Source organism: Actinopolymorpha rutila, assembly GCF_013407855.1.
Lineage (GTDB): Bacteria > Actinomycetota > Actinomycetes > Propionibacteriales > Actinopolymorphaceae > Actinopolymorpha > Actinopolymorpha rutila.
The window spans coordinates 1465881-1489822 of sequence record NZ_JACBZH010000001.1; the positions used below are offsets into that span (position 1 = coordinate 1465881).

Sequence of the window (23942 nt, forward strand, 5' to 3'; positions counted from 1 at the left end):
AGCGGTCACCACAGCGAGAACGAGACGACGGCCCCGCAACGCAGGGGTCGGTCTCGTGCTGGCGTTGGTGCTGGGCGTGGTCTCCGCGCTCGCAGCGGCGTCGACGGCTCAGACTGCATGGGCGCAGCCGTTGGTTCGTAGCCAGGTCTGGGCATGGGGCTACAACGTCTTCGGTCAAGTGGGCGACGGCACCACGACCAGCAGCATAACCCCCGTCCAGGTGGCGCAGGGAGCGATGCCGGCCGGCACGAGGGTGGTCGCGATCTCGGCAGGCGGCAACCACACGGTGGCTCTCGACGCGAACGGTCAGGCGTGGACCTGGGGCCAGAACAACTCCGGGCAGCTGGGGGACGGCTCCACGACCAGCCGCACTGCGCCCGTCCAGGTGGCGCAGGGTGCGATCCCGGCCGGTACGAAACTGATCGCTGTCGCGGCCGCCGTCGGGGGAGAACACACGGTCGCGCTGGACGCGGACGGTCGGGCGTGGGCCTGGGGCAACAACAGCTTCGGGCAGTTGGGGGACGGTTCCACGGCCAACAGCACGGTCCCTGTCCAGGTGGCGCAGGGTGCGATGCCGTCCGGCACGAAGCTGACCGCGGTTTTCGCCGGCAGGTTCCACACCCTCGCGTTGGACACGAATGGCCGCATGTGGGCCTGGGGCAACAACTTCTACGGGCAGCTGGGAGATGGCACGACCGCCACTCGTACCAGCCCGGTCCAGGTCACCGACGGAGCGATGCCATCCGGTACCAAGCTCGTCGCCGTCTCGGCCGGCTGGGGCCACACGGTGGCGCTGGACTCCGAGGGGCATGCGTGGGCCTGGGGCAACAACGCCTACGGGCAGTTGGGGAACGGCACCCACACCGGCGCTGTCACCCCTGTCCAGGTCGTGCAGGGAGCGATCCCGGACGGGACCAGACTCACCAGGATCTCCGCCGGCTCGTTCCACACGGTGGTTCTGAGCGACGACGGCCACGCCTGGGCCTGGGGCGACAACTATGACGGGGAAGTTGGCGACGGCACCGGCATCGACCGGTCCAGCCCGGTTGCGGTGGTCCAGGGAGCGATGCCGGAGGGTACGAAGCTGATCGCGATCGCCTGTGGCGACTTCCACACGATGGCGCTGGACGAGGATGGCCAGGCGTGGGGCTGGGGCTACAACCTGGACTCCCAGTTGGGCGACGGCACCTACACCAGCCGTACGAGTCCCGTTCGGACGAGCCAGGAAGAGATGCCGGACGGTACGAGGTTGGTCGCGATCGCCGCCGGACTGCACCACTCGGTGGCACTGTCGGAGAGCGTCGACCACCCACCCACCGTTGAGGTCGCTCCTGGTGGGCAGGTCGTGTCCGACTCCGCGGGTACGGTCAATCTCGTCGTCGGGGATGCCGAGACACCGGCCGGCGAGCTCACGGTGTCGGCCGCCTCTGACGACCAGTCGGTGGTGCCGGACGCCGGGATCTCCTTCGGCGGCAGCGGTGCCGACCGCACGATGACCGTACGTACCAACTCGCAGGCGTCCGGGACCGCTGTCGTCACGGTGATGGTCAGCGACGGCGACCTGACCGGCACCGCCACGGTCACTGTCGTCACCGGACGTTCGCGCACCGACCACCTCACCGGCACCGACGGACCGGACCTGATCTTCGCGCGTGACGGTAACGACGTCGTCGACGCCCGCGGTGGAATCGACTTGGTGGCGGCCGGCGCCGGCAACGACGCGGTGCTCGGTGGCGCGGGCGACGACACCATCGACGGTGGGCTGGGCAACGATGCCCTCGTCGGCGACGCGGGCAACGACGTGCTCTCTGGTGGCGCCGGTAACGACGGTCTTGTCGGCGGCCTTGGCGACGACGCCCTCTCAGGTGGTGCTGGTAACGACGGTCTGGCCGGCGGACGTGGTGCGGACCTCTTCTCCGGGGGTACTGGCAACGACATCGCCATCGACTTCAGTGCCGGGGAAGGAGATACCCGGGACGGCACCATTCCCTGACAGTGAATCGCTGGGACGTGACAAGCGGAGCGCACCGGCAGCAGGTCTGCCGGTGCGCTCGCCGAGTTCGAAGGGCCGGACAGCGCTACGGCAAAGGCACGACGGCGGCAGGTCTACGGGCGGGTCGCCTGTACGAAGGTGACCCGGCCGAACCTGTGGTCGAGATGCTCGACCTCGCGGGCGTCGGTGAACCCCGCGTCGGCGAGGAGCGTGACGAGGCCGTTGTCGAAGTTGCGGGACACGACGGGGCTCTTTGCCGCCCGTGAGCGGATCAGCCGGACCATGCGAGACAGTCCGGGAAGGTGCCGGAGTCCGTGCGCCGGACCGTGGCCGTGCGCGTCCTGGTGGGTCCCGTCGGTACCGGACGCCGGACCGCCGAAGTCGACGACGGTGACCTTGCCTCCCGGTCGGAGGGCGCGTAGAGCGTCGTACGCGAATCCGGCCCGCCCGTCGTCGTCGACGTGGTGGAGGGCCAGCGAGGAAATCACGTGGTCGAGCGTGGCGTCCTCGGCCGGGATCCGGTCCGCGTACCCCCGGGCGAGGGTCAGGGACACCCCGCGACGCTGCGCCTTCCGGGCGGCCCGGCGCAGGGCGTCGTCGTCCGGGTCGAGGCCGGTGACGTGGGCATCCGGCTGGGCCGCGAGGACGGCCAGCGACAGGTTGCCGGTCCCGCAGCCGACGTCGACCACGGTTTGGCCGGGGGCGATGCCCGCGAGCTGGGCCACGCGCTCGTGCAGGCGCCGAACGTCGGCCAGTCGGCTGAAGGTGTCGTAGAAGGGGAGGAGCCAGGTCTTTCCCGCTCCCGGCAGGAACGGGCGGCCGTGGTCCTCCGGCGCCCGCTGGTCGACGATGCGTACGTTGGTCTCGGATGTCATGGTTGCTCCCCGTCTGCTCGCGGCGCCGGGCTCTGCCCGTCCGTACGATCTGGTGTTGTCACCCATCCAGCCTTGGATATTCTTCGGCTCGAGAACAGGACAGGAGTCGGTCGCCATGGCACATCCTTCGGTTGGCGTCTCTCCCGGATCTTCCTCGCGCCTGCGCACGCTGCGTTCGGACGGCACGCCCGTCTACCGCTATGAGCGGCGTCCGGGCGTGCCGCCGGTCTCGGTGGTCTGCTTCGACGCCGAGGGTGCACACGCCGGGTTTCCGCCGGTCCACCGGCACGCGCACGACTTCCTCGTCCTGGTGTACGTCGAGGACGGCGTGGGTTCGTTCTCGGTCGACGGCCCGAAGTGGCCGCTGCGACCTGGCCAGGTTCACGCGGTGCCGCCAGGCCAGGTGATCGACGTGTCGGCCGTCATCGGGCTGACGCGATGCCGCGCGTGGTCGGTCGCGTTCACGCCGGACGCGGTACCGGCCCTGGCGGCGGTCTCCCCACTGGCCTGGGCAACGCATCCGCTGCTCGCGATGTTCGCGCCCGGATCGGGGCACGGACTGGTCGTCGAATCAGACCGCGCCCGCTGGTCGGCGTGGCTGACCGATCTGTCGGAGGAGCTCGCCGAGCCACACCGGCTCGGCGCCGGCGAGGTCGTGGCCGGACTCCTCACCCGCGTGCTGGTCGCGGCCGCTCGGCTGGCACCGCCGGCGTCCGTGGGTGCGCCCGACCCGCTGGTGGAGCAGGTCTTCAACCAGATCGAGGCGACGTTCTGTGAACCTGTCACGGTCGGGGACGTCGCCCGCGCGCTCGGGTACACGCCGGGGCACCTCACCACGGTGGTTCGTGAACGGACCGGCCGGCCCCTGCTCGAGTGGATCACCGAGCGGCGGATGAACGAGGTGCGGCGAATGTTGCGCGAGACCGATCTGCCGCTCGGCGTGGTGGCTGCCCGGACGGGCCTGCGCGACGCCACCTATCTCGTACGCCGCTTCCGGGATCGCTACGGCATCACCCCCGAGCGGTGGCGCCGCAGTCAGCGTGCCGGCTGACCGCGGCGGTAGCTCTGGCCGCAGCTTCACGGCCGGCTGCGTGCCCCAACGTACGTGTACGACGAGTGTCCTGGTTGTCAGCGCAAGTTGAAGTTGACGTCGATTCTTCTTGTGGACAAGCGGTTTCCCGCGCACGCGAGTTAATCTTACGCGGTAGAATCGAACGCATGAGCGACGATGGTGAATGCTTCGGCGACCACCAGGGTGATGAGCCCGGTGGTCGTCGGGTGCTGCCTGCCGGGTTGGCGGACATGCCGGCCGGGCCGCAGCTTGCTGTCGCTGTCGCTTCGGTGGTCCGCAGTGAGTGCAACGGCTGGGAGCTGGAGGAGTTGCTGAAGGCGCAGCGGCGGATTGTCTGCTGGGCCGAAGCCGCATGCCTGACCACCGTGAACGAACTCGCCCACACTCCTTCCGGGATGTGCGACGAACCGGTCGAACGCAGCGCCACGCCGGACCCGTTCACCCCGGAGGTGCTGGAGCCGCTGCTGGGCTGGACGGCTCACCACGCGCACTGGGTGGTGGCGATGGCCACCGCTCTGCCACGGCTGCCGCGGGTGCTGGAGGCGCTGGCGTCGGGTGGCCTGGAGTTGGCCGAGGCGCGGACCATCGTGGACCGGATCACCGACGCCAAGCCCGGCCTGTGGGAGTCGATCGAGGCCGCGCTGTTCCCGAAGGTACTCGGTCTTCGTGGTGGGCTGCTGCGGGCCAAGGTCGAAGCGGAAGTGGTCAAGGCCGACCCCGAAGCGGCAGCCAAGCGGCACAAGGCCAAGCGCTCGGAGCGTGACGTGGCGATCTGGCCCGCCGTCGACGGTGTCGCTGACCTGTCCATCCGCGGCCTGTCCGCTGATCAGGCGGCTGAGGCGTTCGGCTCCCTCGACGCGATCGCCCGGGCGGTCAAGTCCACCGGAGACTCCCGCACTCTCGGCCAACTCCGTGCGGACGTGGCCGCCTCCCTGCTGACCGGCAACGCCGACATCATCGACTGCTCGGCCCCAGCCGCCACCGACAACCACACTGAGCAAGACGAGGCGCAAGACGAGCGTGGGCAGGAGCAGGGACACTGTGCCATTCACCGGTTCCCCGACCACGACCTGCACTACGACGGCTGGTGTGAGTGTCGTGACTGCTCTCCCGCCCCCGTGGCCAGGTGTACGGTGTGCGGCGCCGCCGCGAACGGCACCCCGGTCCACGACACCGCCGCGCACGACGCCGCGGAACGCAACGCAACTGCGGAGAATCCCGCCGCGGGTCACATCCCACAGCAGACGCGCCGACCCGATGAGTCGACATTCCCACCGCCCGGCGGCACCGGCCCGCCGACAGATAGGACGAGCCCGCACCCACAACCCGCGCCGCCCTGGACCTCCTCGCAGCCGAGCTGGGGTCCGATAAAGACGCGCGCCAAGATCCAGCTGAACGTCCCGCTGACCACGCTGATGGGACTCAGCGCCCAGCCCGGTGAACTCGGCGGGTTCGGACCCGTCATCACCGAGGTCGCCGAACGCATCGTGGCCAACAGTCTCGACAACCCCGAAGCCCGATTCAGTGTCGGGGTCACTCACCCGGTCACCGGGCGGTTACTCAGTCTGCATCCGATCCCGGCGAGGTTCCTGCGCGGGCTGCAGGCAGAGCTCGTGCACGCCCGGGACCAGCGGTGCGTGTGGACCACCTGCCGCAGACCCGCCGCGACGTGTCACCTGGACCACAACACCGAACACGCCGACGGCGGAGCCACGTCGGTGGACAACATCGCACCTCTGTGCCCACGCCATCACAAGGCCAAGACCGAACGGGACTGGAAACTCCAACAGACCGGGCCGGGAGAGCACACCCTCACCGACCCCTACGGTCGGCAATACCGCGCCGGAGCACCATCCCTCACCGACCCGGCACCACCCGAACCGGCACCAGCCACCTCGAACACGAGGACGGCCCACGACGACCTGCCGCCGTTCTGAGGTAGCAGACGCTTGCGCTTTGCTGGCCGGCCAGCAGCGCCTACGTCGGTCGCCACCTACCTGGGTCGTACAGCGTCACGGTCTGGCTCCGAGTTGTGAAGTTCGGCAGGGCGTGGCGGGAAACCCTGCCGACCACCGCCCAGACGGGGAAGTCCTTAGACCGTACGGCGGAGCGCTGTCATGATGCGGTCCGTGGAGACGCCTGTGGAGAGACCGACCGCGCGCGACTGGCGAAGGGTGCCGGCATGCAGGTGACATTGGTGGAGGTGCCGGAGGACGCGAAGCCGGTCCTGCGCAGACTGCTCGAGTTCAATGCGTACGAGTTCTCCGTCTTAGACGGCCGGGACCTCGGGCCACACGGCGAGTACGGGTACCGGTACCTCGACCACTACTGGGACGAGCGTGAACGCCGCGTCCCCCTGTTCTTCGAGGTCAAGGGTCACGTCGCCGGCTTCACGTTGCTTCGTATGGGACCGCCACACGCGGTGGCGGAGTTTCTCGTACTACCGAAGTATCGGCGACACGGCGTCGGCCAGGCTGCCGCCAGGCAGGTCTTTACACGCTGGCCCGGAGACTGGACGACCCACCAGGTGGCCGGCAATGACCGCGCGGTCGCCTTCTGGCGCAGCGCAATTCCAGTGCTGTTCGAGGAGTCGGCGGACTCGAGCGGCACGAGTCAACGTTTCCGCACGTGAGATCAGCTCGCGCCGAGCTCCAGGTGCCGGGCGAGGCGGTGGGCGAGTTCGCGTCGAGATTCGACGGGTTGGATGTCACCGCTCCAGCGATCGCTCGACGGTTCCCAGGTCGCCATCTGCTCGGCGGATCGCGGCGCGACATGGAAGTGCACGTGCGGCACGGTCTGGTTGGCGACGAGCCCGTTGTTCTGAAAGACGTTCAGGCCGTCCGGTGACAACTCCGCGGAGATCGCCCCTGCCAGCTGACGAACCATGGACATGACCGCGGCGGCTTCGTCGTCGCGAAGCTCGGTGAGCAGCGGCACGTGCCGCTTGGGGATGACGTACGAGTAGCCGTCCAGCCGGTCGTCGCGGATGAACGACAGGGCCAGGTCGTTCTCCGCGATGACTGCACTTGGGCAGTCCCGGCCCTCGTATGTCCAGGACTTCCTCGTGGCGGTCTCACACATCGGGCATGGATCTCGCACCGGTAGCTTCACGGACGCGACTATGCCAGCGGCACGTCACCGCCCGCCAGGTGCTTACCGGTCGCACGACCAGGGCGGAACGCTTTGCTCGTACTGGAAGAGGTTCGTGGGGTCGTACTTCGACTTGATCTTGCGCAGCCGGCAGAAGTTCGACCTCCAGTAGGCGGTCTCCCACTCGGCCATGCCGATGTTCGGCACGTTGACGTACGCGCCGTCGACGTAGGGCCGGAGCGCCTGGCTGAACTCCGCGATCCAGGCCTGAGCGATCGGTGTGAGCGGGTCGTTGTGGTTGGGATTCGCGCGCGAACCCCAGCCGGCGCCGGGCTCGGAGTAGAAGAGTGCGTCGCGGTGCGGGAACGACGTTCCGCCTTCGGGCCTGGTCACCCGCTTGACCCGTCCGCCGAACGCCTGGGTGAAGAAGTTGCTGTCGTCGGTGGGTGCGTCGTTCATGAACTCACCGATGATGCTGATCGCCTTGGATGGGAACGGCTTGCGGGTGAACTGCGAGAAGAACTTCCAGTTCGCGGGGTCGTCCTTGGTCGGGATCTGGAACCCGGCGTAGATCTCCGCCCAGCCGCCCGTCTTCACCGAGACCGTGGGCTTGCCGACCGACAGGATCGGGAACAGCAGCTCGAGCGCCTCCGCCTCGGTCCCGTCCGCGAGTACGGCGAACAGGAGGATCTGCGGCTTGTGGACCTCCACCTGGGTACCGAGCCGGCTGTTGGCGAACGGCGCCGTGCTCTGCCACGCTTCGAAGACACCGTGCAGGTCCCCGAGTCCGTCCCAGGTTGCCTGCACGTAGACGACCTTCTTCAGCGGAGTCACCTTGTACGTAAGGGAAGTGACGATCCCGTAGTTGCCGTTGCCGGCGCCGCGAAGAGCCCAGAGCAGGTCGGTGTGGCACTTCTCGTTCACGTGCAGCACCTTGGCGCCGTCGGCACCCCACGGGACGACGACGTCGGCCCCGATCAGGTTGTCGCAGGCCATGCCGAGATAGCGGGTGAGGAAGCCGAAGCCGCCACCGAGCGTCGCGCCCGACAGGCCTACGCTGCCCTCCGTTCCGGTCGTGACGGCGAGGTCCTCCCGGCCGAGGGCGGTCACCGCCTCCAGCTGGTTGAGGCCGGCGCCGACAGTCGCGGTGAGCGATGCCTTGTCGATGTGCGCCGACTTCAGCTCGCTGACGTCGATCACGATGCCGTTGTCGACGTTCGACCAGCCCTCGAGGCTGTGCCGGCCGCTTCGTACCCGCAGCGCGACGTTGTGCTGCCGTGCCCACGCGAGTGCGTTGAGTACGTCCTTGGTCTCCTGGGCGAAGACGATGACGAGCGGATAGTGAACGAAGAGCTCGTCCCAGCCCAGGCTCTCCTTCGGGTAGTCGGGGTCGCCGGGGCGAACGATGCGGCCGGTCAGCTCCGCGGGCTCGCTCTTCGGGTGCTCGGGGTGGTGGTCGTGCCCTCCGTGCGGGTCGTGGGATGGCCGGGAGGCGTCGGAGGCAACGCCCGGGAGTACGACGGCTCCGGACCCTGCTGCGGCCGTGGCCTTGAGCAGGTCGCGTCGAGAAAGGTCATGCATTGCCCGCTCCTGGAATTCGGGTACGCAATTGTTTGGCCACGGAATTCCTGCCCGAGTGCAGAGGCCCGCAACCTTCATTGCTGGTTGGTCGGCAGCGCCTGCCATTGCATACGGCCGCGCCGACGTCGCCCACAAACAACCCGGAGCCCATTTCGGTTTTGGTTTCCGTGGCGTCGGGGACGGCCACATTGCCGGTACCGGATCCTGCATTACCTGCGAGGGTGACGCGAAATTCGAGGGAACCACAATGGGTCGGACAGGTCGAGCGCTTGCTGTGATCGCTGTCGTCGGCGTGATCGCCATCGTTTCCGCGCTGCCGCGGGACGGCGGTGCGCCGGGTGCGACGCGGGCCGAGACCGTGACGCGAAGCAGTACCGTGGCGCACGCCAAGACGGAATCGCCCACCAAGACGAAATCTCTTGCCAAGAAGGGGCTTCCGTCCAAGGTGGTGGTGTCTGCCAGGGTGGCTGCGACACCCGAGCTCGCGGCATGGGGTGCCGAGCGGACGCCGCGCCCTCCCCAGCTTCCGCGGAACTTCCGCGGCAAGGGCAAGTGGATCGTGCGGGACCTCGGTATCACCGTTCCGTTCAGATGGCAGGGCAGAAACGGCGACAGCCAGATGGTCGCGGGCGGTCCGCATTACCCGATATGGTTCACGAACCTCATTTATCACAACACGCTCTACACGCTCACCTACAAATGGCCGGGGCTGACCGTACACACCTGCTCGAAGGTCCCAGGATTCAGTCTGCAAACCCTGAATGGTCTGCTTGCAACCTCTCGATTCGTCGGGCCGGAAATTCTGCAGCGAAATCAGCTGCGGTACGTCGACCATTGGCGGGTCGGCATCGTCGTCCCGCAGCTCCCTCCGGGACTGTGGCCGCGATTGCCGATCGCTCTCGGCGACATCTACGTCGACCAGCGCAACCGCAGCACGTTCTGGCAGCTCCTGCAGTTCGGCCTGCAGAATCTCTACGACCCGCAACTCGACGAGTGGGCGCAGATGGACACGTTCGATCACCGGCCCGGCCGGGTTTCGCTTCCCCGCCGGTGCCTTTCCGCCACGTCCACGCCGGGGCTGCTGGGCGCCCTCAAACCCGCCGGTTGACCCGGCGACGAGTCAGCCGCCCGTCCAGGGCCGCAGCTTCTCCGGGTTGCGGATCGCCCAGATGTGCCTGATCCGGTCGGCTGCGATCTCGAACGCGTACACCGTGATCGTGACGCCGTCCTCCTGTGCGACCAGACCGGGTTGGCCGTTGACGACGTGTTCGAGGAAGGTCACGTTGCCGGTCACCTTGTCGGCGAGGTCGGCAAGCAGGCGCGCGATCAGTTCGCCGCCCTCGATCGGGTGCAGGGCGGCGGGGGCGAAACCACCGCTGTCGGCCACCAGCGTGGCGTCGGGGTCGAGCAGGCCGATGAGGGCGCCGACGTCCTTCGCCTCCCATGCCCGGCTGAACTCCCGGACGATGCCGGCCTGCCGGGCCGCCGGCGTCGGTGGGGCCTGCGACGTACGGACGCGGCGGCGGGCCGAGGATGCCAGTTGGCGGCATGCCGCTGGGGTGCGGCCGACGATCTCGGCGATGTCGGCGAAGGGGTAGCCGAAGACGTCGTGCAGGACGAACGCGACGCGTTCGGCCGGGGTCATCGAGTCGAGTACGACGAGGAACGCCATGCTGATCGACTCGTCGAGGGTGATCCGGTCGGCCGGGTCGACGGCGGTGTCGCCGGCGCCGCGCCGTCCGCTGATCCAGTCCGTGGACTCGGGCACTGGTTCGGGGATCCATTCGCCCACGTACTTCTCGCGCCGGGCGCGTGCCGAGCCGAGCAGGTCGAGGCAGATGCGGCTGGCGACCGTCGTCAGCCAGGCGCCGGGGGAGGCGATCCCCGCCCGCTGCCCGTCGGACATGGCGTACCAGCGAGCGTAGGCCTCCTGTACGGCGTCCTCGGCGTCGGCCAGTGAGCCGAGCAGCCGATAGGCGAGGTTGATCAGCTGGCGCCTCTCGCTCATGATCGCGTCATGGCCCGGCTCGGTCCGGCGGCTCTCCGGCTCGGACGGTGTGGTCATCGTCGACGGCTCCCTCTGGTTCGTCCTGCCCTCGGTGGTTCGACGAGACGGCGTGCCGAAGTGTCAGGTGGAGTCTGCGCCGGCCTGACATCTCGCTTCGCTGTCCCGTCGTACTCGTGACAGGGGCACGTGACAAGTAGACAACCGTGCCGCCACGACGAGTCGAGGAGCACGATGACCACCTCAGTTCCGTCCACGATCTTCGCCGAGCCGGCGTCCCCGCGGAGCCTGGAGCGTACGGCTGCTTCCCTCACCGTGCACGGTTTCGGGGTCGAGATCCTGGAGGACGTCGCCGCGGCGCGTACCCGCGTCGACGAACTGATACCCGAGGGCGCAAACGTGTTCACCGGTGCCAGTGAGACCCTGCGCCTGTCCGGCATCGAGGGCGACATCAACACCAGTGGGCGGTACCACGCAGTCAGGCCACGCGTGCTGGCCATGGACCGCGCCACCTCTGCCGACGAGATCCGGCGACTGACAGCCACCCCCGACATCGTGGTGGGCAGCGTCGCCGCCGTCACCGAGACCGGCTCCCTGGTGGTGGCCTCCGCGAGCGGAAGTCAGCTGCCCGCCTACGCCGGGGGTGCCGCCCGCGCGATCTGGCTGGTCGGGGCGCAGAAGGTGGTGCCCGACCTGGACGCGGCGCTGCGCCGTGTCCAGGAGTACGTCCTCCCACTGGAGAACGTCCGCGCCCAGGCGGCTTACGGGCAGCCCAGTGCCGTCAACCGCCTGCTCGTCCTCAACGCGGAGTACCAGCCCGGGCGTGGCACCGTCCTGCTGCTCCGCGAGGCGATCGGGTTCTGATTCCTCAGGACGATGCCGTGGCCGTGGCCGTGGCCGTGGCCCTGGCCCTCGTCGGCCGGAGCGCCGGCGCGCTGCCAGGATGGGGTCATGTGCCCGGTCCCCGACGACGCCCGGTCGATCTCGACAACGCTTCGCGCACGCGTCGAACACGCCCTCGGTCAGCAGAGCACGGAGTGGGTCAAGCCGGACACCGGCCTGTCGGCCGCCGCGCGCTACTCGGTGACGCTGAACGACGGAAGCGGGGTCTTCGTCAAGGCGGCGACCGACGACGAGACGGAACGATGGCTTCGCACCGAGTACCTCGCCCTCCGGCACGTGCCCGAACGCTTCGTCGCGCGGGTCGTGGCGTGGCTCGACGAACCCGGCAGCCATCCCGTCCTGGTGGTCGAGGACCTCAGGCGCGCGCACTGGCCGGCCGGCCACGAGGGTGTCGACTGGCGCGAAGGCGACGTCGATCGAGTGCTCGCCGCGGTGGCGGACCTCGCGGGGATTCCGGCCCCGGCCGCGTTCGAGCCGGCGGCGCCCCGACCGGCGTACTGGCCGACCTTGCTGCACGAGGGACCGGACCGCCGGGCCGCCTTCCTCGACCTCGGGCTGTGCACGGCCGGCTGGCTGAACGGCGCGGCTACCGCGCTCATCGAAGCCGAAGCGGGCCTGGACGACAGGGGCGACTCGCTGGTCCACGGGGACCTGCGCAGCGACAACATCTGCGTCGCGCACGATCGCGTGGTCTTCGTCGACTGGTCGCACGCCTCGCGGGGGAGCGCCGAGCACGACCTGGCGCTGCTCCTTCCCACCCTGCACCTCGAAGGCGGTCCGATGCCGTACGACGTACTGCCGACGGCCGGCGGTTGGGCGGCGGCCGGAGGCGCCCTGCTCGCCCGGCGCGTTCTCGACGAACGCGGAGCGCCGGGTTGGCTGGTCAACGTTTTCGTCCGGCTGATCGCGATCGACCTGGCCTGGGCCGCTTCCTGTCTGGACCTTCCGCGACCGGACGGCATCGACTGGCGGTCGATCTGACCGCTGGTCGGCATGCCCGGCTGAGGGGTGGCCTCAGCCGGTTTGCAGGTGCTCGTCGCGGGCACCTTTTATCTCACTGAACGATGGTGTCGTTGCGAGGGTCCACACCGCGTGCCACAGCCGGAGGGCGGCATCGCCGCGGGGCACTGCCGTGAGCACCGGCCCGAAGAACCCGCGGCCTTCGATGTGCAGGATCGGGGTCCCGCCGTCGTCGGCCAGGGGTGCGGTGGCTGCCTTGGTGCGGGTGCGCAGGTCCGCGTCCCAGGACGGATCCTCGGCCGCGTCCGCCAGCCCCGCTGGGAGGCGCAGTTCGTCCAGTGTGAGGGCGATGTTCTGCTGGTCGTCGCGAAGTCCTCCCACATGTCGTCGCTGCCCGAACCTCTCGTAGAAGGCCGTCCACTGCTCCGTGTGCGGGGAGGCGAGCAGGGCTGCGGCGACTCGCGCGGGCCGCCAGGCGCGCTCGTTGTAGTCCCGGTACCACCCGCCGAGCTCTCTGCTCTCGTTCACCACCGACAGACTCATCAGCTCGCGTCGTACGACCAGACCGGTCTGCGGCTCGACCTCGGCAAGCCAGCGGCTGGTGATCCACGCGAACGGACAGGTCGGGTCCAGATAGACCGTGACAGCGGAATGATCAAGATTAGTTTCCATGGAAATTATAATAGTTGACGAGGAAAGTATGCTGTCAAGGTGGCTGGACGAGTTGAGAAGAGCACCCCCGTCGAGGGGGACGCGGTGCGTGTGATCGTCGATCAGTGGCAAGTCCGGTTGCCGGACCTGGACCCGTCGCCGATGCTGGTCCTGGGGCGGATCCAGCGCTTGGCCGCGGTGTGTGACCCGATCCTTCGATCGCCCTTCGCTGCCGCCGGGCTGGCGTCCGGCGACTTCGACGCGCTTGCCGCGCTACGCCGAAGTGGACCACCGCACGCCCTGTCGAACAACGAGCTCGCCCAGGCGATGTTGGTCACCCCAGGCGCCGTCACGAAGCGGATCGATCGGCTCGTGGCCGCCGGGCTGGTGACGCGAGCCCGTGCGCCCGAGGACGCTCGAGGGCGGGTCGTAACCCTGACCCGGGCGGGCCGGCGGCTCACTGACAAGCTGATCCGTACGCACGTGGCGAACGAGGCGGCCATCCTCGCAGGGCTCGACGACGGCGAACAACGCCAGCTCGGGGCACTGCTCGGCAAGTTGCTGGCGTCCGTCGAGACCGCGCCGGGCGCTGCGCGGCACCCTCGCTAGGCCGGCAGGACAAGCTGCGGCCACGGGCTCGGCGGGCCGCTCCCGAGGAATCTCAGGATCTCCAGGAACCTCGCCTGCTTCGGGGCGGACCAGTTGCGCCTCTCCGACGTCGACGGACCTTTTTGAAGCTTCGCGAGGGCGATGAGGATGTGCCATCGGAGTGCGCCGGCCTCCAGCGACGCGTCGTCATCGCGTACGTGGCCGGCGGCTCCCGTGGATCGGCCGGCCGTACGGTAGCCGACAAGGAGGTCCGGGAGCGCCCGGATCGGAAGGTCCACGAGGTCCCGCAGCGGGTCTCCCCAGTGCGCCGATCCCCAGTCGATGAGCGCACCGACCTCGCCCTCGCCGTCGACGAACAGGTTGGACGGGCTGACGTCGCCGTGCACCAGCACGGGTTCGGCGACAGGTGCGCTGTGGCTCTCCAGGAAAGCAAGCCAGTCCAGCAGCCACCGCCCCTGCGTGCGGCCCAGTTCACCGGCGTCGATCAGCCAGTCGACCAGTGGCCCTGGCAGCAACGCGGGCCGCTGCTCGACCCCGGCGAGCGGGCCGACGTCCTTCATGCGCACCTTGTGCAAAGTCGCGAGCAGTTCGCCGAGAGACGCGTGCGCCCGCCCGCTTGCCTCGGGCTCGTACCCGCGCTCGCCGAGGGTGTGTCCGCGCAGGCGTTCCAGGATCATGTACGGCACGTCCACCACCGCGCGGCTCGCGTCGTAGCGGACCAGACTCGCAGTGGGCACGCCCGCCCGTTGCGCGACGGGAATCACCGCGGCCTCCTTCGCGAGCCGGATCTCGTACGCCTGCTTGCGGGGAAGGCGAAGTACGAGGTCGTCGCCCAGGAAGACGGTGAAGTTGACCTGTCCCTGCTCGGGTACGGGGGAGACGTCGCCGCGCGGGGTTCCGTAGTGGGCCGCGAGCGCGTGGACGTGCTCGGCGAACGGGCCAAGAATGTGGTCGCTCCCGGACATCCGCGCTCCCGTCGACGTTTCCCTCGTAGCATCCTTGTCGGATCAGCGTAGGTGCCGTACGAGCAGACTGCTCAGCGGTGCGGCGGCAGGCGGTGGCCGGGAGGTGTACGTGAACGACGATCCGAGGCGGCACGTGTTGCGTGCCGGGTTCGACCGGTCGGCGCAGGACTACGAGCGAACGCGGCCGGTCTGCCCGCCCCTGCTGTTCGACGACCTGCTTGAGGTTGCCGGTCTCGTGCCCGGAGACCACGTGGTCGAGATCGGCTGCGGCACCGGGCAGGCGACCGTGCCGCTGGCCGAACGCGGGCTGGCCGTCACCGCCGTGGAGTTGGGTGCCGACCTGGCAGCCCTCGCCCGCTCCCGGCTGGCCGGGTTTCCCACCTCGGAGGTGGTGACGTCCTCGTTCGAGGACTGGCAGCTCGCTCCGGCCGAATCACCGGTGGACGCGGTGGTGGCCGTCAACTCCCTGCACTGGGTCGATCCGGAACTCCGGTACGCGAAACCCCATCGCCTGCTGCGTCCTGGAGGTTGCATGGCGGTGGCCGACTGCGTGCGGGTGCAGCCCGCGGACGCCGATGCGTTCTGGACGCAGGTGCAGGAGGACTACCGGGTGGTGGGATATGAAGGTGACCCACCGCCCGCGCCCGAGCGGGTCGGCCCTCGGCACCTTCCTGCCGAGGCAGGGGCCCTCTTCGAGGAGGTGGCGAGCAGACGTTACCCGTTCGAGGCGCGTTTCACCGCCGAGGACTACCTCGCCAATCTGGGCACGCAGTCCGGCACGCACGCCCTCGGCGGGGCAAGGAGTGCGGACTTTCTCGCCAGAGTCGAACGCCGGTTGGACTCGCTCGGTTGGCCCGCGCTGACCGTGGGCTTCGTCGCCCTCCTCACCGTCGGCCGACGGCTGCCATGACGACCGCGCAGACGTACGCCGAGTTCGCCGCGCGTGAGGCCCGTGGAGTTTCGCCCGCGTACGAACGCCTGTCACTGGCGGTCTCCGGCGACGACAAGGTGCTCGCCCTGCTCGACACCCTTCCACCTGCAAAGCGGCAGCCGAACCTGCTGTTCGGTGTTGTACGTTTCCTCGGCGGGCCGGTGGAGGACCCCGCCGCGTTCCACCACTACACCGTGACGAACTGGCCGCGGATCGAGGCGCAGATGCGCGTCCGCGCCACGCAGACCAACGAGGCCGGCCGGTGCGCTGTCCTGCTGCCGGTACTCGCCACGTTGCCGCAACCGCTCGCTCTGCTGGAGGTCGGCGCGTCCGCCGGGTTGTGCCTGTATCCCGATCGGTATGCCTACCGCTACGGCGACCAGACGATCGGTGCGGGTGAACCGGTGCTGGACTGCGAGGCGACCGGGTCGGTTCCACCGGCCACGCTGCCCGATGTCGTCTGGCGGGGCGGCCTGGACCTCAACCCACTCGACGTGACCGCCCCCGCGGACGTCGCCTGGCTCGATGCGCTCATCTGGCCCGAGCACGCACATCGCCGGGCCCGGCTGCGGGCAGCGGCCGCCGTCGCCGCGGCCGACCCTCCGCTGCTGCGACGCGGGGACCTGGTGAACGACCTGCCCGCGTTGGTCGCGCAGGCACCGGCCGACGCGACGCTGGTGGTGTTCCACACCTCTGTGCTGTATCAGGTGCCGGCACCACGACGGGCCACGTTCACCGAACTGGTCGGTCGGCTGCCCGGGCACTGGGTGTCCAACGAGGCCCCGGGCGTACTGCCGTACGACGATCTGCCCGAGCCACCGGACGGCGCCCACCACAACGTTCTCGCCCTCGACGGCAGGCCGCTGGCGTGGACCCGGGGCCACGGCCAGGCTCTCCACTGGTTCGCGTAGCGACGGGTCGGCTACGCATGGTGTCTGCCGGGCCGGTCGGGGTCGGAGGCCGAGTGTTCGTGACACCCTTGGACCCATGCCCGAACCACTGTCGCAGGCGCTCGCCCGCGTACGCGAGGAACTCCTGGATCCCGAGCGGCTCGTCCGTGCCGTGGCCGCCGGTCGGCGCCGAGGGCACGAGGTGGCCTGGCGCCGGGCCGAGCTGAGGTACGTCGACGTGCGGGCCGGACGGGTGCTGCAGGTCACGACGTACGACGAACACCAGGCGCACACCCGCAACGTCGCTCCTGGACCGGAAGCGGTGGAAGCTGTCGACGGCCTGCTCGCGACGGCGTTCGGCAACTGGCACGTCGACTCCGTGGACGAGACGCTGCAGCTTCGGGTCACCAAGAAGGGTGACGCTCAGGTGCACGTCCGGCCACGCGTGGACGAGCAGCCGGTCAGCCGCGAGCACGACCGGGAGAAGCCTCGCCTGCTGCCGGCGGACGACCCCGTGCTCAAGGCCGTCGGCATCGCCGACCACCAGGGCCGGATCAAGCCCACTCGGCAGGCGAAGTACCGCCAGGTCGACGAGTTCCTCCGGGTGCTCGGGCCCGCCCTCGACCGGGCGCTCGATACCGGGATCCTGCCACGGCCGACCGACGAGCGGCCGCTGCGCGTCGTCGACCTCGGTTGCGGCAACGCCTACCTCACCTTCGCCGCCGCCGCCTACCTCGCGAACGTCCGCAAGCTCCCCTTGCGGATGACCGGGGTCGACCTGCGTCCGCAGGCTCGTGACCGGAACACCAAGCTGGCAACGGAGCTGGGCTTCGGTGGGCGGCTGACCTTCGCCGCCTCGAGCATCGCCGCGGCCGAACTCGACGACGCTCCCGACCTCGTACTGTCCCTCCATGCGTGCGACACCGCGACCGACGACGCGCTGGCCCGGGCGGTGCGGTGGCAGGCGCCGTTGATCCTGGCGGCACCCTGCTGCCATCACGACATCCAGGCTCAGCTGAGCCAGGTCGAGCCGCCCGAGCCGTACACGATGATCACCCGGCACGGCATCCTGCGCGAACGTTTCGCGGACGTGCTGACCGACGCGCTGCGCGCCTCCATCCTGCGCCAGCACGGTTACCGCGTCGACACGATCCAGTTCGTCGGCAGCGAGCACACGCCCCGCAACATCATGTTGCGCGCCACGCGCACCGGAGCCGAGGCCGGTGAGAACATCGGCGAGGAGTACGCCGACCTGACGAAGCAGTGGAACGTACGACCTGCCCTGGCGCGATTGCTGGACGCATCGGGCCGGTAGGCGTCGGTCCGGGGGTTCGGCACGCGGTACCGTCACCCCGCATGGAGCAGAACGCGTGCCCGTGTGGGCGAGGAGATGACGACCGACTCCCGTCGGAGTACCTGATCGCCTTCGACGACCAGTGGTCCGTCGTGCACACCCACAGCAGCGGAGTGCTGGGCTGGCTCATCCTGCAGCCTCGCCGGCACGTCATCGACCTGGCCGAGCTCACCGACGAGGAGGCGGCAAGCCTGGGTGTCTGGCAGGTGCGGCTGGCGCGGGCACTCGCGGACGTGATGGGGACGCCGAAGGCGTACGTCGCGGAGTTCGGCGAGTCCCCGGGATCCCACCTGCACTTCCACGTGGTCGGGCGGCCGGCCGGCCTTGCGCCGGAACGGGTCGGTCCCGGCGTCTTCGGCTTCCTCGCCGCCGGCGAGCGCGAGAAGATCACTCCAGCCGAGCGTGAAAGCCTGGCCGGTAGACTGCGCGCTCGCCTGACGGCAGTCTGAACACTGTCAATCTCTACTTGGCAGCCATCACCTGATGCAGATAGGCGACGCTGGCCCGCTCGGCGTCGTGCCTGCGAACGAGTTCGGCCGGTGCGAGCCGGTCACGGAGTTCGCGGTAGAGGCGTACGCACTGCACGATCGCCTCGCCGCAGGAAGTGGCGTCGTACGCCGCGACCGTGCCCCGTAGCTCGGCGGCGAAGTCCGGCACGTTGGTCTCCAGGCGCCTGACACCCCGCGGGAGGTGCCCGGCGGACACCAGCGCCAACGGGCCCAGCACCCGCTCGCGTACGAAGCTGAGGAAGTCGACGACCTCGAAGAGTTCACCCCGACCGAGCTTGCCGGCGGCGTAGTGGATCCACACCCAGAAGCGATCCTCGATCCACTGCGGGTCCGGCATCGGGTGGTCGGCGTCGCCGGGCTCGATGGCGTCGGTGAGGACCGTGCCCCGCTGCCACAGCACGACCGGATCCTCGATCCGCTCGGCCAGGTCGGCCGCGACGACGAACTTGAGGTCGATGTGCAGCAACGGGTTGTCGTACAGGCAGATCAGCAGCCGGGGTTCGCCCACGTGTTCACCGGTGAAGCCCGAGAGGAGCGTGCCCCAGGCAGCGCTGAGCTGGAGGCGCTGGTCCATCACTGCCGCGTAGTGCTCGTCGGCGACGACCGAGATCAGGTCGAGGTCGGAGTACTCGTCGACGGTCCCGGACAGCAGCGAACCGCCGGCGGCGAGCCCCACGAAGCGCTCGTCGTCTCGCAGGTGCTTCAGGAGCGAGTCGAGAAACTGCTCGTGGGCCTCGGGCAACGGTGGCAATGCGGGCAGCGACATCGGAGGGCACCTCACGCGATCGGCAGACGTGTCGACAGTGAATCGCTCCAGGATGGCTTCGGTCGCCCCGTCGCTGCAACGATTTTTCAACCTGATCGACGTACGTGTCGCCCAGTCACGATCGAACGTCCGGGACACTCCGCCTGATCCGGGTGTGAGACGGGCCCGGGCCGGTCCCGGCCAACGCCTCAAGGACCTAGGCTTTCCGAACCGAGCAGGCTGGCCGCGGGGCATCGGAGCGCGGGGATCGGAAGGCTGGAGTGTCGACCAATCGGCTGGTCGTCCTTGTCAACGGGTTGCCCGGCGCCGGGAAGTCGACGTTGGCGCACCCGCTCGCACGTGAGCTCGGCGTCCCGCTGTTCGGCAAGGACCTGATCAAGGAGACCTGGGCCGACGTGCTCGGCTCGTTCCCACCGGACGAGCGACCACAGCACGAATGGAACGCGCTTTTCGGTGCCGCCGCCAGCCAGACCATATGGAACCTGCTCGCCCAGTCTTCCTGCGGTGGGGTCGTCGACAGCGCTCTGCCAGGCAGGAGCCGGCGTTACGTCGAGGCGGGACTTGCGCAGGCTGGGGTGACCCCGACCACTGGAGATCTGGTGTGACGTTCCGGCCGAGGTCGCCAGTGCTCGACGGGACCTACGCCGACTGAACAGGCATCCGATTCACGGCGACCTGAGCGCTACATCCGCCAGGACCGACGAGGGCGAGCAGCCTTTGGCGGTTGGTCCGGTACTACGCGTCGACACCGGCCGCAGGGTTGACGTCGTCGAGGTCGCCACCTGGTGCCGGGCCGAGTCGGCCGGCGGAACGTAGCGGAGTGTCGGTGCAATCGGGAGGTGAAGCGCAGTGACGGAAGAGCTGCACGCCTTGGTTTCGGAGAGTGAACGAGTGCTCCGGGCTCGGCCTGGGGTTCGTCGGCGTGGCCGAGCACGGCGACTCCGGCGGCGCGGCGTACGTGCGATGGCCGGACGGTCGGGCCGGCGTGGTCACCCGCTGGCCAGGATCACGGGGCCAACTGCAGCAGACCGCCGAGGTCCTGGCGTTCGCACGCTCGAAGGAACTTCCGGTGCCGCGGCAGGAGGCGGTCGTCGCGATCGACGACGGCTCGCTCGCGGTGGTCCAGGAACGCCTGGACGGCAGACCGTCGGCGCGAGTCGACGCCGCGGTCATCGACGCCACGGTCGCCGTCAACGAGCGCTTCGCTGGGTTGCTGGCCGACCGACCTGACGTGCCGATCCCACCGATGTGGCTTCGCGAGAGCGCACCTGTGTTTCCACGCCACGAACTACTGGCAACACACAGCGACCGGAGCCGCCGGCTGCTCGAGCGGATTCGCGCGATCGGTGCGCTGGAGCCACACGAGATGACCGGGGACGACCTCGTCCATCCGGACTTCACGTTCCGCAACGTGTTGTACGACTGCGACGGTCACGTCAGTGGCGTCGTCGACTGGAACTGGGGTGTGGGCCGCGGGACCGCAGGTTCGCGCTGGTACGGATCTGTGTCGACCTGTGGTGGAGCACGCTCGGACCCCACGGCGGGCAGTACGGCGTACAGCAGTCGGCGTTCGACCGGATCGACGAGGTACTACAGGAAATGATCGAGCCGGCATTGCTCAGGATGTACTGGGCGCACACCACACTGAACCAACTCCACTGGGCGATCCTCGGAAAACAGGAAGAGGTCATCGACCTGTTTCTTCGGTTCGGTGAAAGCCGGTTGGACTGAATTTCTCTCATCAGCGCATTTCGAGCCTCAATGAATTGAAGGGTGAGAGGGAACTGCGGCCCGTCAGCGGCGTTCCACCTTGCCGGCCTTGATGCAGGAGGTGCACACGTTCAGCCGCTTGCGCCTACCGTCGATCACGGCGTGCACAGTCTGGATGTTGGGTTTGAACTGACGGCGCGAACGACCCTTGACCTTACGCTTCAGCGCGCGGTGTCCCAGGCGGGCAACCTTGTTCCCAAAGCCTGGGCGCTTGTCACAGATATCGCACACACCAGCCATGGCGGATCTCCAGAGTGGGTCGCCGGAATTCAACGTCGCGTGGCGACGAACATCCACCCGCGACTCGGCGAGCCTAACCAGGCACGAATTCCTCGGCAACGGAATTAAAGTGAGTCAGCCGGCAACCCGGTAGACGAGGTTTCCGGCCGGGATCTCGGCATGGTCGGTGACCAGGTGAATGGTGGCCTAGTGTTCGCCCGGGCGTTCGGACCCGGGGCGGGTAGGCGTTTCGCCAACCCCACTTCGCGTTCGGCCGGCAGGCGGAAGAGTTCCGCCGGCAGCGACGGGTCCGCGGTCGGCCATTCCAGCAGCTCCACCGGCGGCGCCGGCCGTTGCTCTGGCACGTGACCTCCTCCAGCGTGGTGGCTAGACGGCTCGGCTATTCAAGCGCATCCAGAAGGGTCTGGCACACCTGGCGAACGGGACCGCGGTCGACCGCGATGCGCCGCTGGTCGTCGACCTCCACCAGTCCCGCCTCTCGCAGAGCGGCGACCTGACGGGAGACCGTGCTCTGGTGAACCTGCAGTGCGTCGACGAGTTGTTGCATCGTGAGCGGGCCATGGTCGAGGAGTTGCAGCACGATCGCCAGCCGGGTTCGGTCGCCCAGTGCGCGCATCGCGGGGGCGAGTGAGGCAAGGCGCCCGACGGAGATGCCGGGGCGGCGACATTGCGACGCCGACGTCGCGCTCGCGTCGGGACCGGCCTCGGGAGCCGGTTCGTACGCCGGGCTGTAGACAACCCAGATGTCGTCCTCGTCCCGCAACAGGGACAGGCTTCTGCCGAGACCGGGGCATGGCACCAGCGTGACCCGGCGCGCCTGGTCGGCCGCCTTGGCGTACTGCGCTTCCGGTCGCAGTCCCGTGACGACGCTGACCCACTGCGCGCCGCCACAACCCGGTGGGGGTGGCCCGACAGTGGTTTGGGCGCGTAGCGCGGGTAGCTGCTCGTGCCAGGAGCGTTCGACCCAGAGGTCCCAGATCGCGTCCAGTAACTCCAGCAGGGTGTCGCGGACGGAAGCGGGGTCGAGGAGTTCGGAGGAACGCCTGGCGGCGCGGGGGACCGGCCACGATTCGAGCACGGCCATGACGTCGCGTCGCAGTGCCACACGGGTTCCCCGCATCCCAGCCACGTTGCGGGGTGAGCGCCAAGCGGGGTCGTCGGGCCCGGTGGGCTGGTCGTAGGTGAGACAGGCGTACGCGCCGAACTCGACCAGGCCGAGGATGCGGTCGTCGTCCAGGTCCGCGAGCCACCGGCGAAGCGCCGGCCAGGAGGTGTGGCCGTCGTGCTCGGGCGGAAGCTGGGCGTGGAGTACGTCCCGAAGCACCGTGCCGTGGGCGAGCACTGCTCGGACCGGATGGCTCGCCCGTACGAGGTCGGCAGGCAACTCCTCGGCCACGATCAGCGGCTCGGGAGTCGGGGTCGCCAGACCTGCCAGCGCGTAGTCGACCAGCACCATGGCGGTCGGCATCGCGACGGCCAGCGTGGGAGGTGCGATCTCGAGTCGGGGCGCCGGACGACCTTCGCTGAACACTGGCAACGAGTCGGGCATGTGCCTAGTATGTGCATTGCGCATGTCGCATGCAACCGAGGTGTCAACGGAAGGCGAGGATCGCGATGAGCACGGTGGCGTTCACGGGACAGAGCATCTTCTGTGCCGATGTCGAGAAGTCGGCGCAGTTCTACGAGCAGACGCTCGGCTTCGTACGGCAGTCTGTCGACGACGGCGACCTCAGCCTCGCGGTGCCCTTGGGCGGCTCGGGGACGACTCATTCGGCGACTGTCAACCTTCTCTTGCACCACAGCGACGACCCGCAGCCGGTCGATCTCGGCACCTTCGAGACCGACGACGTCGACGCGCTGATCGACCAGGTGCACGCGGCCGGCTGCGAGATCACCACCGAGCCGGCCGACGCGCCATGGGGCGTACGCGAGGCGGGCTTCCGCGACCCGGACGGCAACGGGTTGTACGTCACCGCCCGGGCGAACGGCTGAACTACCGAACGTCCACGTAGTCACCGGCCACCGTCACCGCGGCGGTGGTGGACGTCCCGGGGAAGTACCACCGCCAGGTGCCGTCGGCCGATGCCGTGACCCTGGTCCACAGGCCTCCGCCGCTTCCGCTGATCACGGTCTTGACGGTCTTGTACGTCGAGGTGCCACTCTTGCGGAACTGCAGCGCCACGGTCTGCTTGGTGTAGCCGGCGTAGTGATGGGTTTCCCAGTTGGCCCGCTTGAGGGTGCCGGCGACGGTGATGGGCGCGCCCTTCTTCACCGGCTCGGGCGAGGCGTTGACGGTGAGGCTGCCGGCCCGCTTCAGTGAGAAGTGACCAACCCGTTCGTCGTAGGCGGCGCCGTCGTCCTTGGCGTCCACCAGGGCACCGACGTACCAGGTGCCGGCGTTGTCGTTGTACAGATCGACCAGCGGGTCGAAGGTGAAGGACGTCGAGCATGCGGTGGCGCTCTCGCAGCGTCCACTCTTTTCGGCGTACCCGTAACCCGGCCCTGTCAGGTCGGTGTCGACGTCGGCGAGACCCGAGTCGTCCCACCCGCGGACGGTGACCTTGAACGTCTTGGCGTACGTCGTACCGATGACGACGCTCTTTCCACCGTTCACCGTCACGCCGGTGATCTCCGTGTCACCGTAGACCGACGCGTTGGCGGCCGGGGCGGACAGCCCGGCGAGCCCGACGGCGGCGACAGCGGCGGCGAGCATGGCAGCAGCGCGTTTGCGCATCATGTGTGAGGTCCCCCTGAAGACGAAGCGCGTCTGGGCCTGAT

The 23942-nt window shown here is 68.9% G+C and carries 26 protein-coding genes; 16 read left to right on the forward strand and 10 right to left on the reverse strand.

Going from position 1 to position 23942, the window contains the following annotated elements; all coding sequences use genetic code 11:
• Positions 1-55 precede the first annotated feature (55 nt).
• Complete coding sequence (locus F4554_RS06480; protein WP_179786545.1) at positions 56-1993, forward strand: RCC1 domain-containing protein; 1938 nt, start codon at positions 56-58, stop codon at positions 1991-1993.
• Between the two features lie 113 nt (positions 1994-2106).
• Here F4554_RS06480 and F4554_RS06485 read toward each other — a convergent pair whose 3' ends face one another.
• The gene (locus F4554_RS06485) at positions 2107-2868 is read right to left on the reverse strand and encodes a class I SAM-dependent methyltransferase (protein ID WP_179786546.1); all 762 of its coding nucleotides are present in this window, start codon (positions 2866-2868) and stop codon (positions 2107-2109) included.
• A gap of 115 nt (positions 2869-2983) precedes the next feature.
• On the opposite strand from F4554_RS06485, the gene F4554_RS06490 reads away from it, so the two are divergent.
• From F4554_RS06490 to F4554_RS06500, 3 genes are all read left to right on the forward strand, one after another.
• Positions 2984-3919 (forward strand): AraC family transcriptional regulator, encoded by a 936-nt coding sequence (locus F4554_RS06490; RefSeq protein WP_179786547.1) that lies wholly within the window; start codon positions 2984-2986, stop codon positions 3917-3919.
• A gap of 167 nt (positions 3920-4086) precedes the next feature.
• The gene (locus tag F4554_RS06495; RefSeq protein ID WP_238341233.1) at positions 4087-5877 is read left to right on the forward strand and encodes an HNH endonuclease signature motif containing protein; all 1791 of its coding nucleotides are present in this window, start codon (positions 4087-4089) and stop codon (positions 5875-5877) included.
• Between the two features lie 260 nt (positions 5878-6137).
• The gene (locus F4554_RS06500; protein ID WP_179786548.1) at positions 6138-6572 is read left to right on the forward strand and encodes a GNAT family N-acetyltransferase; all 435 of its coding nucleotides are present in this window, start codon (positions 6138-6140) and stop codon (positions 6570-6572) included.
• Positions 6573-6574: 2 nt separating this feature from the next.
• On the opposite strand, the gene F4554_RS06505 is transcribed toward F4554_RS06500, so the two are convergent.
• Positions 6575-7021 carry an HIT domain-containing protein gene (locus tag F4554_RS06505; RefSeq protein WP_179786549.1) on the reverse strand — a complete coding sequence of 149 codons (447 nt, stop codon included), beginning with the start codon at positions 7019-7021 and terminating at the stop codon, positions 6575-6577.
• 72 nt (positions 7022-7093) lie between these two features.
• Positions 7094-8611, reverse strand: a complete 1518-nt coding sequence (locus tag F4554_RS06510; RefSeq protein WP_179786550.1) for an FAD-binding protein — start codon at positions 8609-8611, stop codon at positions 7094-7096.
• A 274-nt stretch (positions 8612-8885) separates the two neighbouring features.
• Here F4554_RS06510 and F4554_RS06515 point away from each other — a divergent pair, with 274 nt between their 5' ends.
• Complete coding sequence (locus tag F4554_RS06515; protein ID WP_179786551.1) at positions 8886-9719, forward strand: hypothetical protein; 834 nt, start codon at positions 8886-8888, stop codon at positions 9717-9719.
• Between the two features lie 12 nt (positions 9720-9731).
• Here F4554_RS06515 and sigJ read toward each other — a convergent pair whose 3' ends face one another.
• Entirely contained in the window at positions 9732-10676 is a 945-nt protein-coding gene (gene sigJ / locus F4554_RS06520) for an RNA polymerase sigma factor SigJ (RefSeq protein ID WP_179786552.1), read from the reverse strand.
• Between the two features lie 174 nt (positions 10677-10850).
• Here sigJ and F4554_RS06525 point away from each other — a divergent pair, with 174 nt between their 5' ends.
• Together F4554_RS06525 and F4554_RS06530 are read left to right on the forward strand one after the other, a co-directional pair.
• A complete protein-coding gene (locus F4554_RS06525; RefSeq protein WP_179786553.1) occupies positions 10851-11480 on the forward strand; it encodes an LUD domain-containing protein in 630 nt (209 codons plus the stop codon).
• An 87-nt stretch (positions 11481-11567) separates the two neighbouring features.
• Positions 11568-12500: a phosphotransferase gene (locus F4554_RS06530; RefSeq protein ID WP_179786554.1), complete on the forward strand. Its 933-nt coding sequence runs from the start codon at positions 11568-11570 to the stop codon at positions 12498-12500.
• A gap of 33 nt (positions 12501-12533) precedes the next feature.
• Here the strand turns inward: F4554_RS06530 and F4554_RS06535 are convergent, their stop codons facing one another.
• Positions 12534-13151 carry a mycothiol-dependent nitroreductase Rv2466c family protein gene (locus F4554_RS06535; RefSeq protein ID WP_179786555.1) on the reverse strand — a complete coding sequence of 206 codons (618 nt, stop codon included), beginning with the start codon at positions 13149-13151 and terminating at the stop codon, positions 12534-12536.
• A gap of 39 nt (positions 13152-13190) precedes the next feature.
• Between F4554_RS06535 and F4554_RS06540 the strand changes: the two genes are divergently transcribed.
• Positions 13191-13739 carry a MarR family winged helix-turn-helix transcriptional regulator gene (locus F4554_RS06540; RefSeq protein ID WP_337795899.1) on the forward strand — a complete coding sequence of 183 codons (549 nt, stop codon included), beginning with the start codon at positions 13191-13193 and terminating at the stop codon, positions 13737-13739.
• Here F4554_RS06540 and F4554_RS06545 read toward each other — a convergent pair.
• Positions 13736-14704, reverse strand: a complete 969-nt coding sequence (locus F4554_RS06545; RefSeq protein WP_179786556.1) for a phosphotransferase family protein — start codon at positions 14702-14704, stop codon at positions 13736-13738. The genes F4554_RS06540 and F4554_RS06545 overlap by 4 nt on opposite strands.
• 109 nt (positions 14705-14813) lie before the next feature.
• On the opposite strand from F4554_RS06545, the gene F4554_RS06550 reads away from it, so the two are divergent.
• From F4554_RS06550 to F4554_RS06565, 4 genes are all read left to right on the forward strand, one after another.
• Positions 14814-15614: a methyltransferase domain-containing protein gene (locus F4554_RS06550; RefSeq protein WP_202889171.1), complete on the forward strand. Its 801-nt coding sequence runs from the start codon at positions 14814-14816 to the stop codon at positions 15612-15614.
• Complete coding sequence (locus tag F4554_RS06555; protein ID WP_179786558.1) at positions 15611-16546, forward strand: DUF2332 domain-containing protein; 936 nt, start codon at positions 15611-15613, stop codon at positions 16544-16546. The genes F4554_RS06550 and F4554_RS06555 overlap by 4 nt, the downstream gene beginning before the upstream one ends.
• 76 nt (positions 16547-16622) lie before the next feature.
• Positions 16623-17840, forward strand: coding sequence for a class I SAM-dependent methyltransferase (locus F4554_RS06560; RefSeq protein WP_179786559.1), 1218 nt, complete (start codon positions 16623-16625; stop codon positions 17838-17840).
• A 41-nt stretch (positions 17841-17881) separates the two neighbouring features.
• Positions 17882-18328, forward strand: a complete 447-nt coding sequence (locus F4554_RS06565; RefSeq protein WP_179786560.1) for an HIT family protein — start codon at positions 17882-17884, stop codon at positions 18326-18328.
• 13 nt (positions 18329-18341) lie between these two features.
• Here F4554_RS06565 and F4554_RS06570 read toward each other — a convergent pair whose 3' ends face one another.
• Entirely contained in the window at positions 18342-19154 is an 813-nt protein-coding gene (locus F4554_RS06570) for an oxalate:formate antiporter (RefSeq protein WP_179786561.1), read from the reverse strand.
• Between the two features lie 260 nt (positions 19155-19414).
• Between F4554_RS06570 and F4554_RS06575 the strand changes: the two genes are divergently transcribed.
• The 3 genes from F4554_RS06575 (at position 19415) to F4554_RS32950 (ending at position 20885) form a co-directional block, all read left to right on the forward strand.
• The gene (locus F4554_RS06575; protein WP_179786562.1) at positions 19415-19759 is read left to right on the forward strand and encodes a P-loop nucleotide/nucleoside kinase family protein; all 345 of its coding nucleotides are present in this window, start codon (positions 19415-19417) and stop codon (positions 19757-19759) included.
• Between the two features lie 278 nt (positions 19760-20037).
• Positions 20038-20757 (forward strand): aminoglycoside phosphotransferase family protein, encoded by a 720-nt coding sequence (locus F4554_RS06580; RefSeq protein ID WP_337795900.1) that lies wholly within the window; start codon positions 20038-20040, stop codon positions 20755-20757.
• The gene (locus tag F4554_RS32950) at positions 20754-20885 is read left to right on the forward strand and encodes a hypothetical protein (protein WP_272955875.1); all 132 of its coding nucleotides are present in this window, start codon (positions 20754-20756) and stop codon (positions 20883-20885) included. The genes F4554_RS06580 and F4554_RS32950 overlap by 4 nt, the downstream gene beginning before the upstream one ends.
• Positions 20886-20948: 63 nt before the next feature.
• Here F4554_RS32950 and rpmB read toward each other — a convergent pair whose 3' ends face one another.
• Together rpmB and F4554_RS06590 are read right to left on the reverse strand one after the other, a co-directional pair.
• The gene (rpmB, locus tag F4554_RS06585) at positions 20949-21164 is read right to left on the reverse strand and encodes a 50S ribosomal protein L28 (RefSeq protein ID WP_179791331.1); all 216 of its coding nucleotides are present in this window, start codon (positions 21162-21164) and stop codon (positions 20949-20951) included.
• Positions 21165-21543: 379 nt separating this feature from the next.
• A complete protein-coding gene (locus tag F4554_RS06590; RefSeq protein ID WP_179786563.1) occupies positions 21544-22713 on the reverse strand; it encodes an ArsR/SmtB family transcription factor in 1170 nt (389 codons plus the stop codon).
• Positions 22714-22778: 65 nt separating this feature from the next.
• Between F4554_RS06590 and F4554_RS06595 the strand changes: the two genes are divergently transcribed.
• On the forward strand, positions 22779-23156 hold the full coding sequence (locus tag F4554_RS06595) for a VOC family protein (RefSeq protein ID WP_179786564.1): 378 nt from the start codon (positions 22779-22781) through the stop codon (positions 23154-23156).
• A 1-nt stretch (position 23157) separates the two neighbouring features.
• Here the strand turns inward: F4554_RS06595 and F4554_RS06600 are convergent, their stop codons facing one another.
• Positions 23158-23901, reverse strand: a complete 744-nt coding sequence (locus F4554_RS06600) for a calcium-binding protein (RefSeq protein WP_202889172.1) — start codon at positions 23899-23901, stop codon at positions 23158-23160.
• Between the last annotated feature and the right edge of the window lie 41 nt (positions 23902-23942).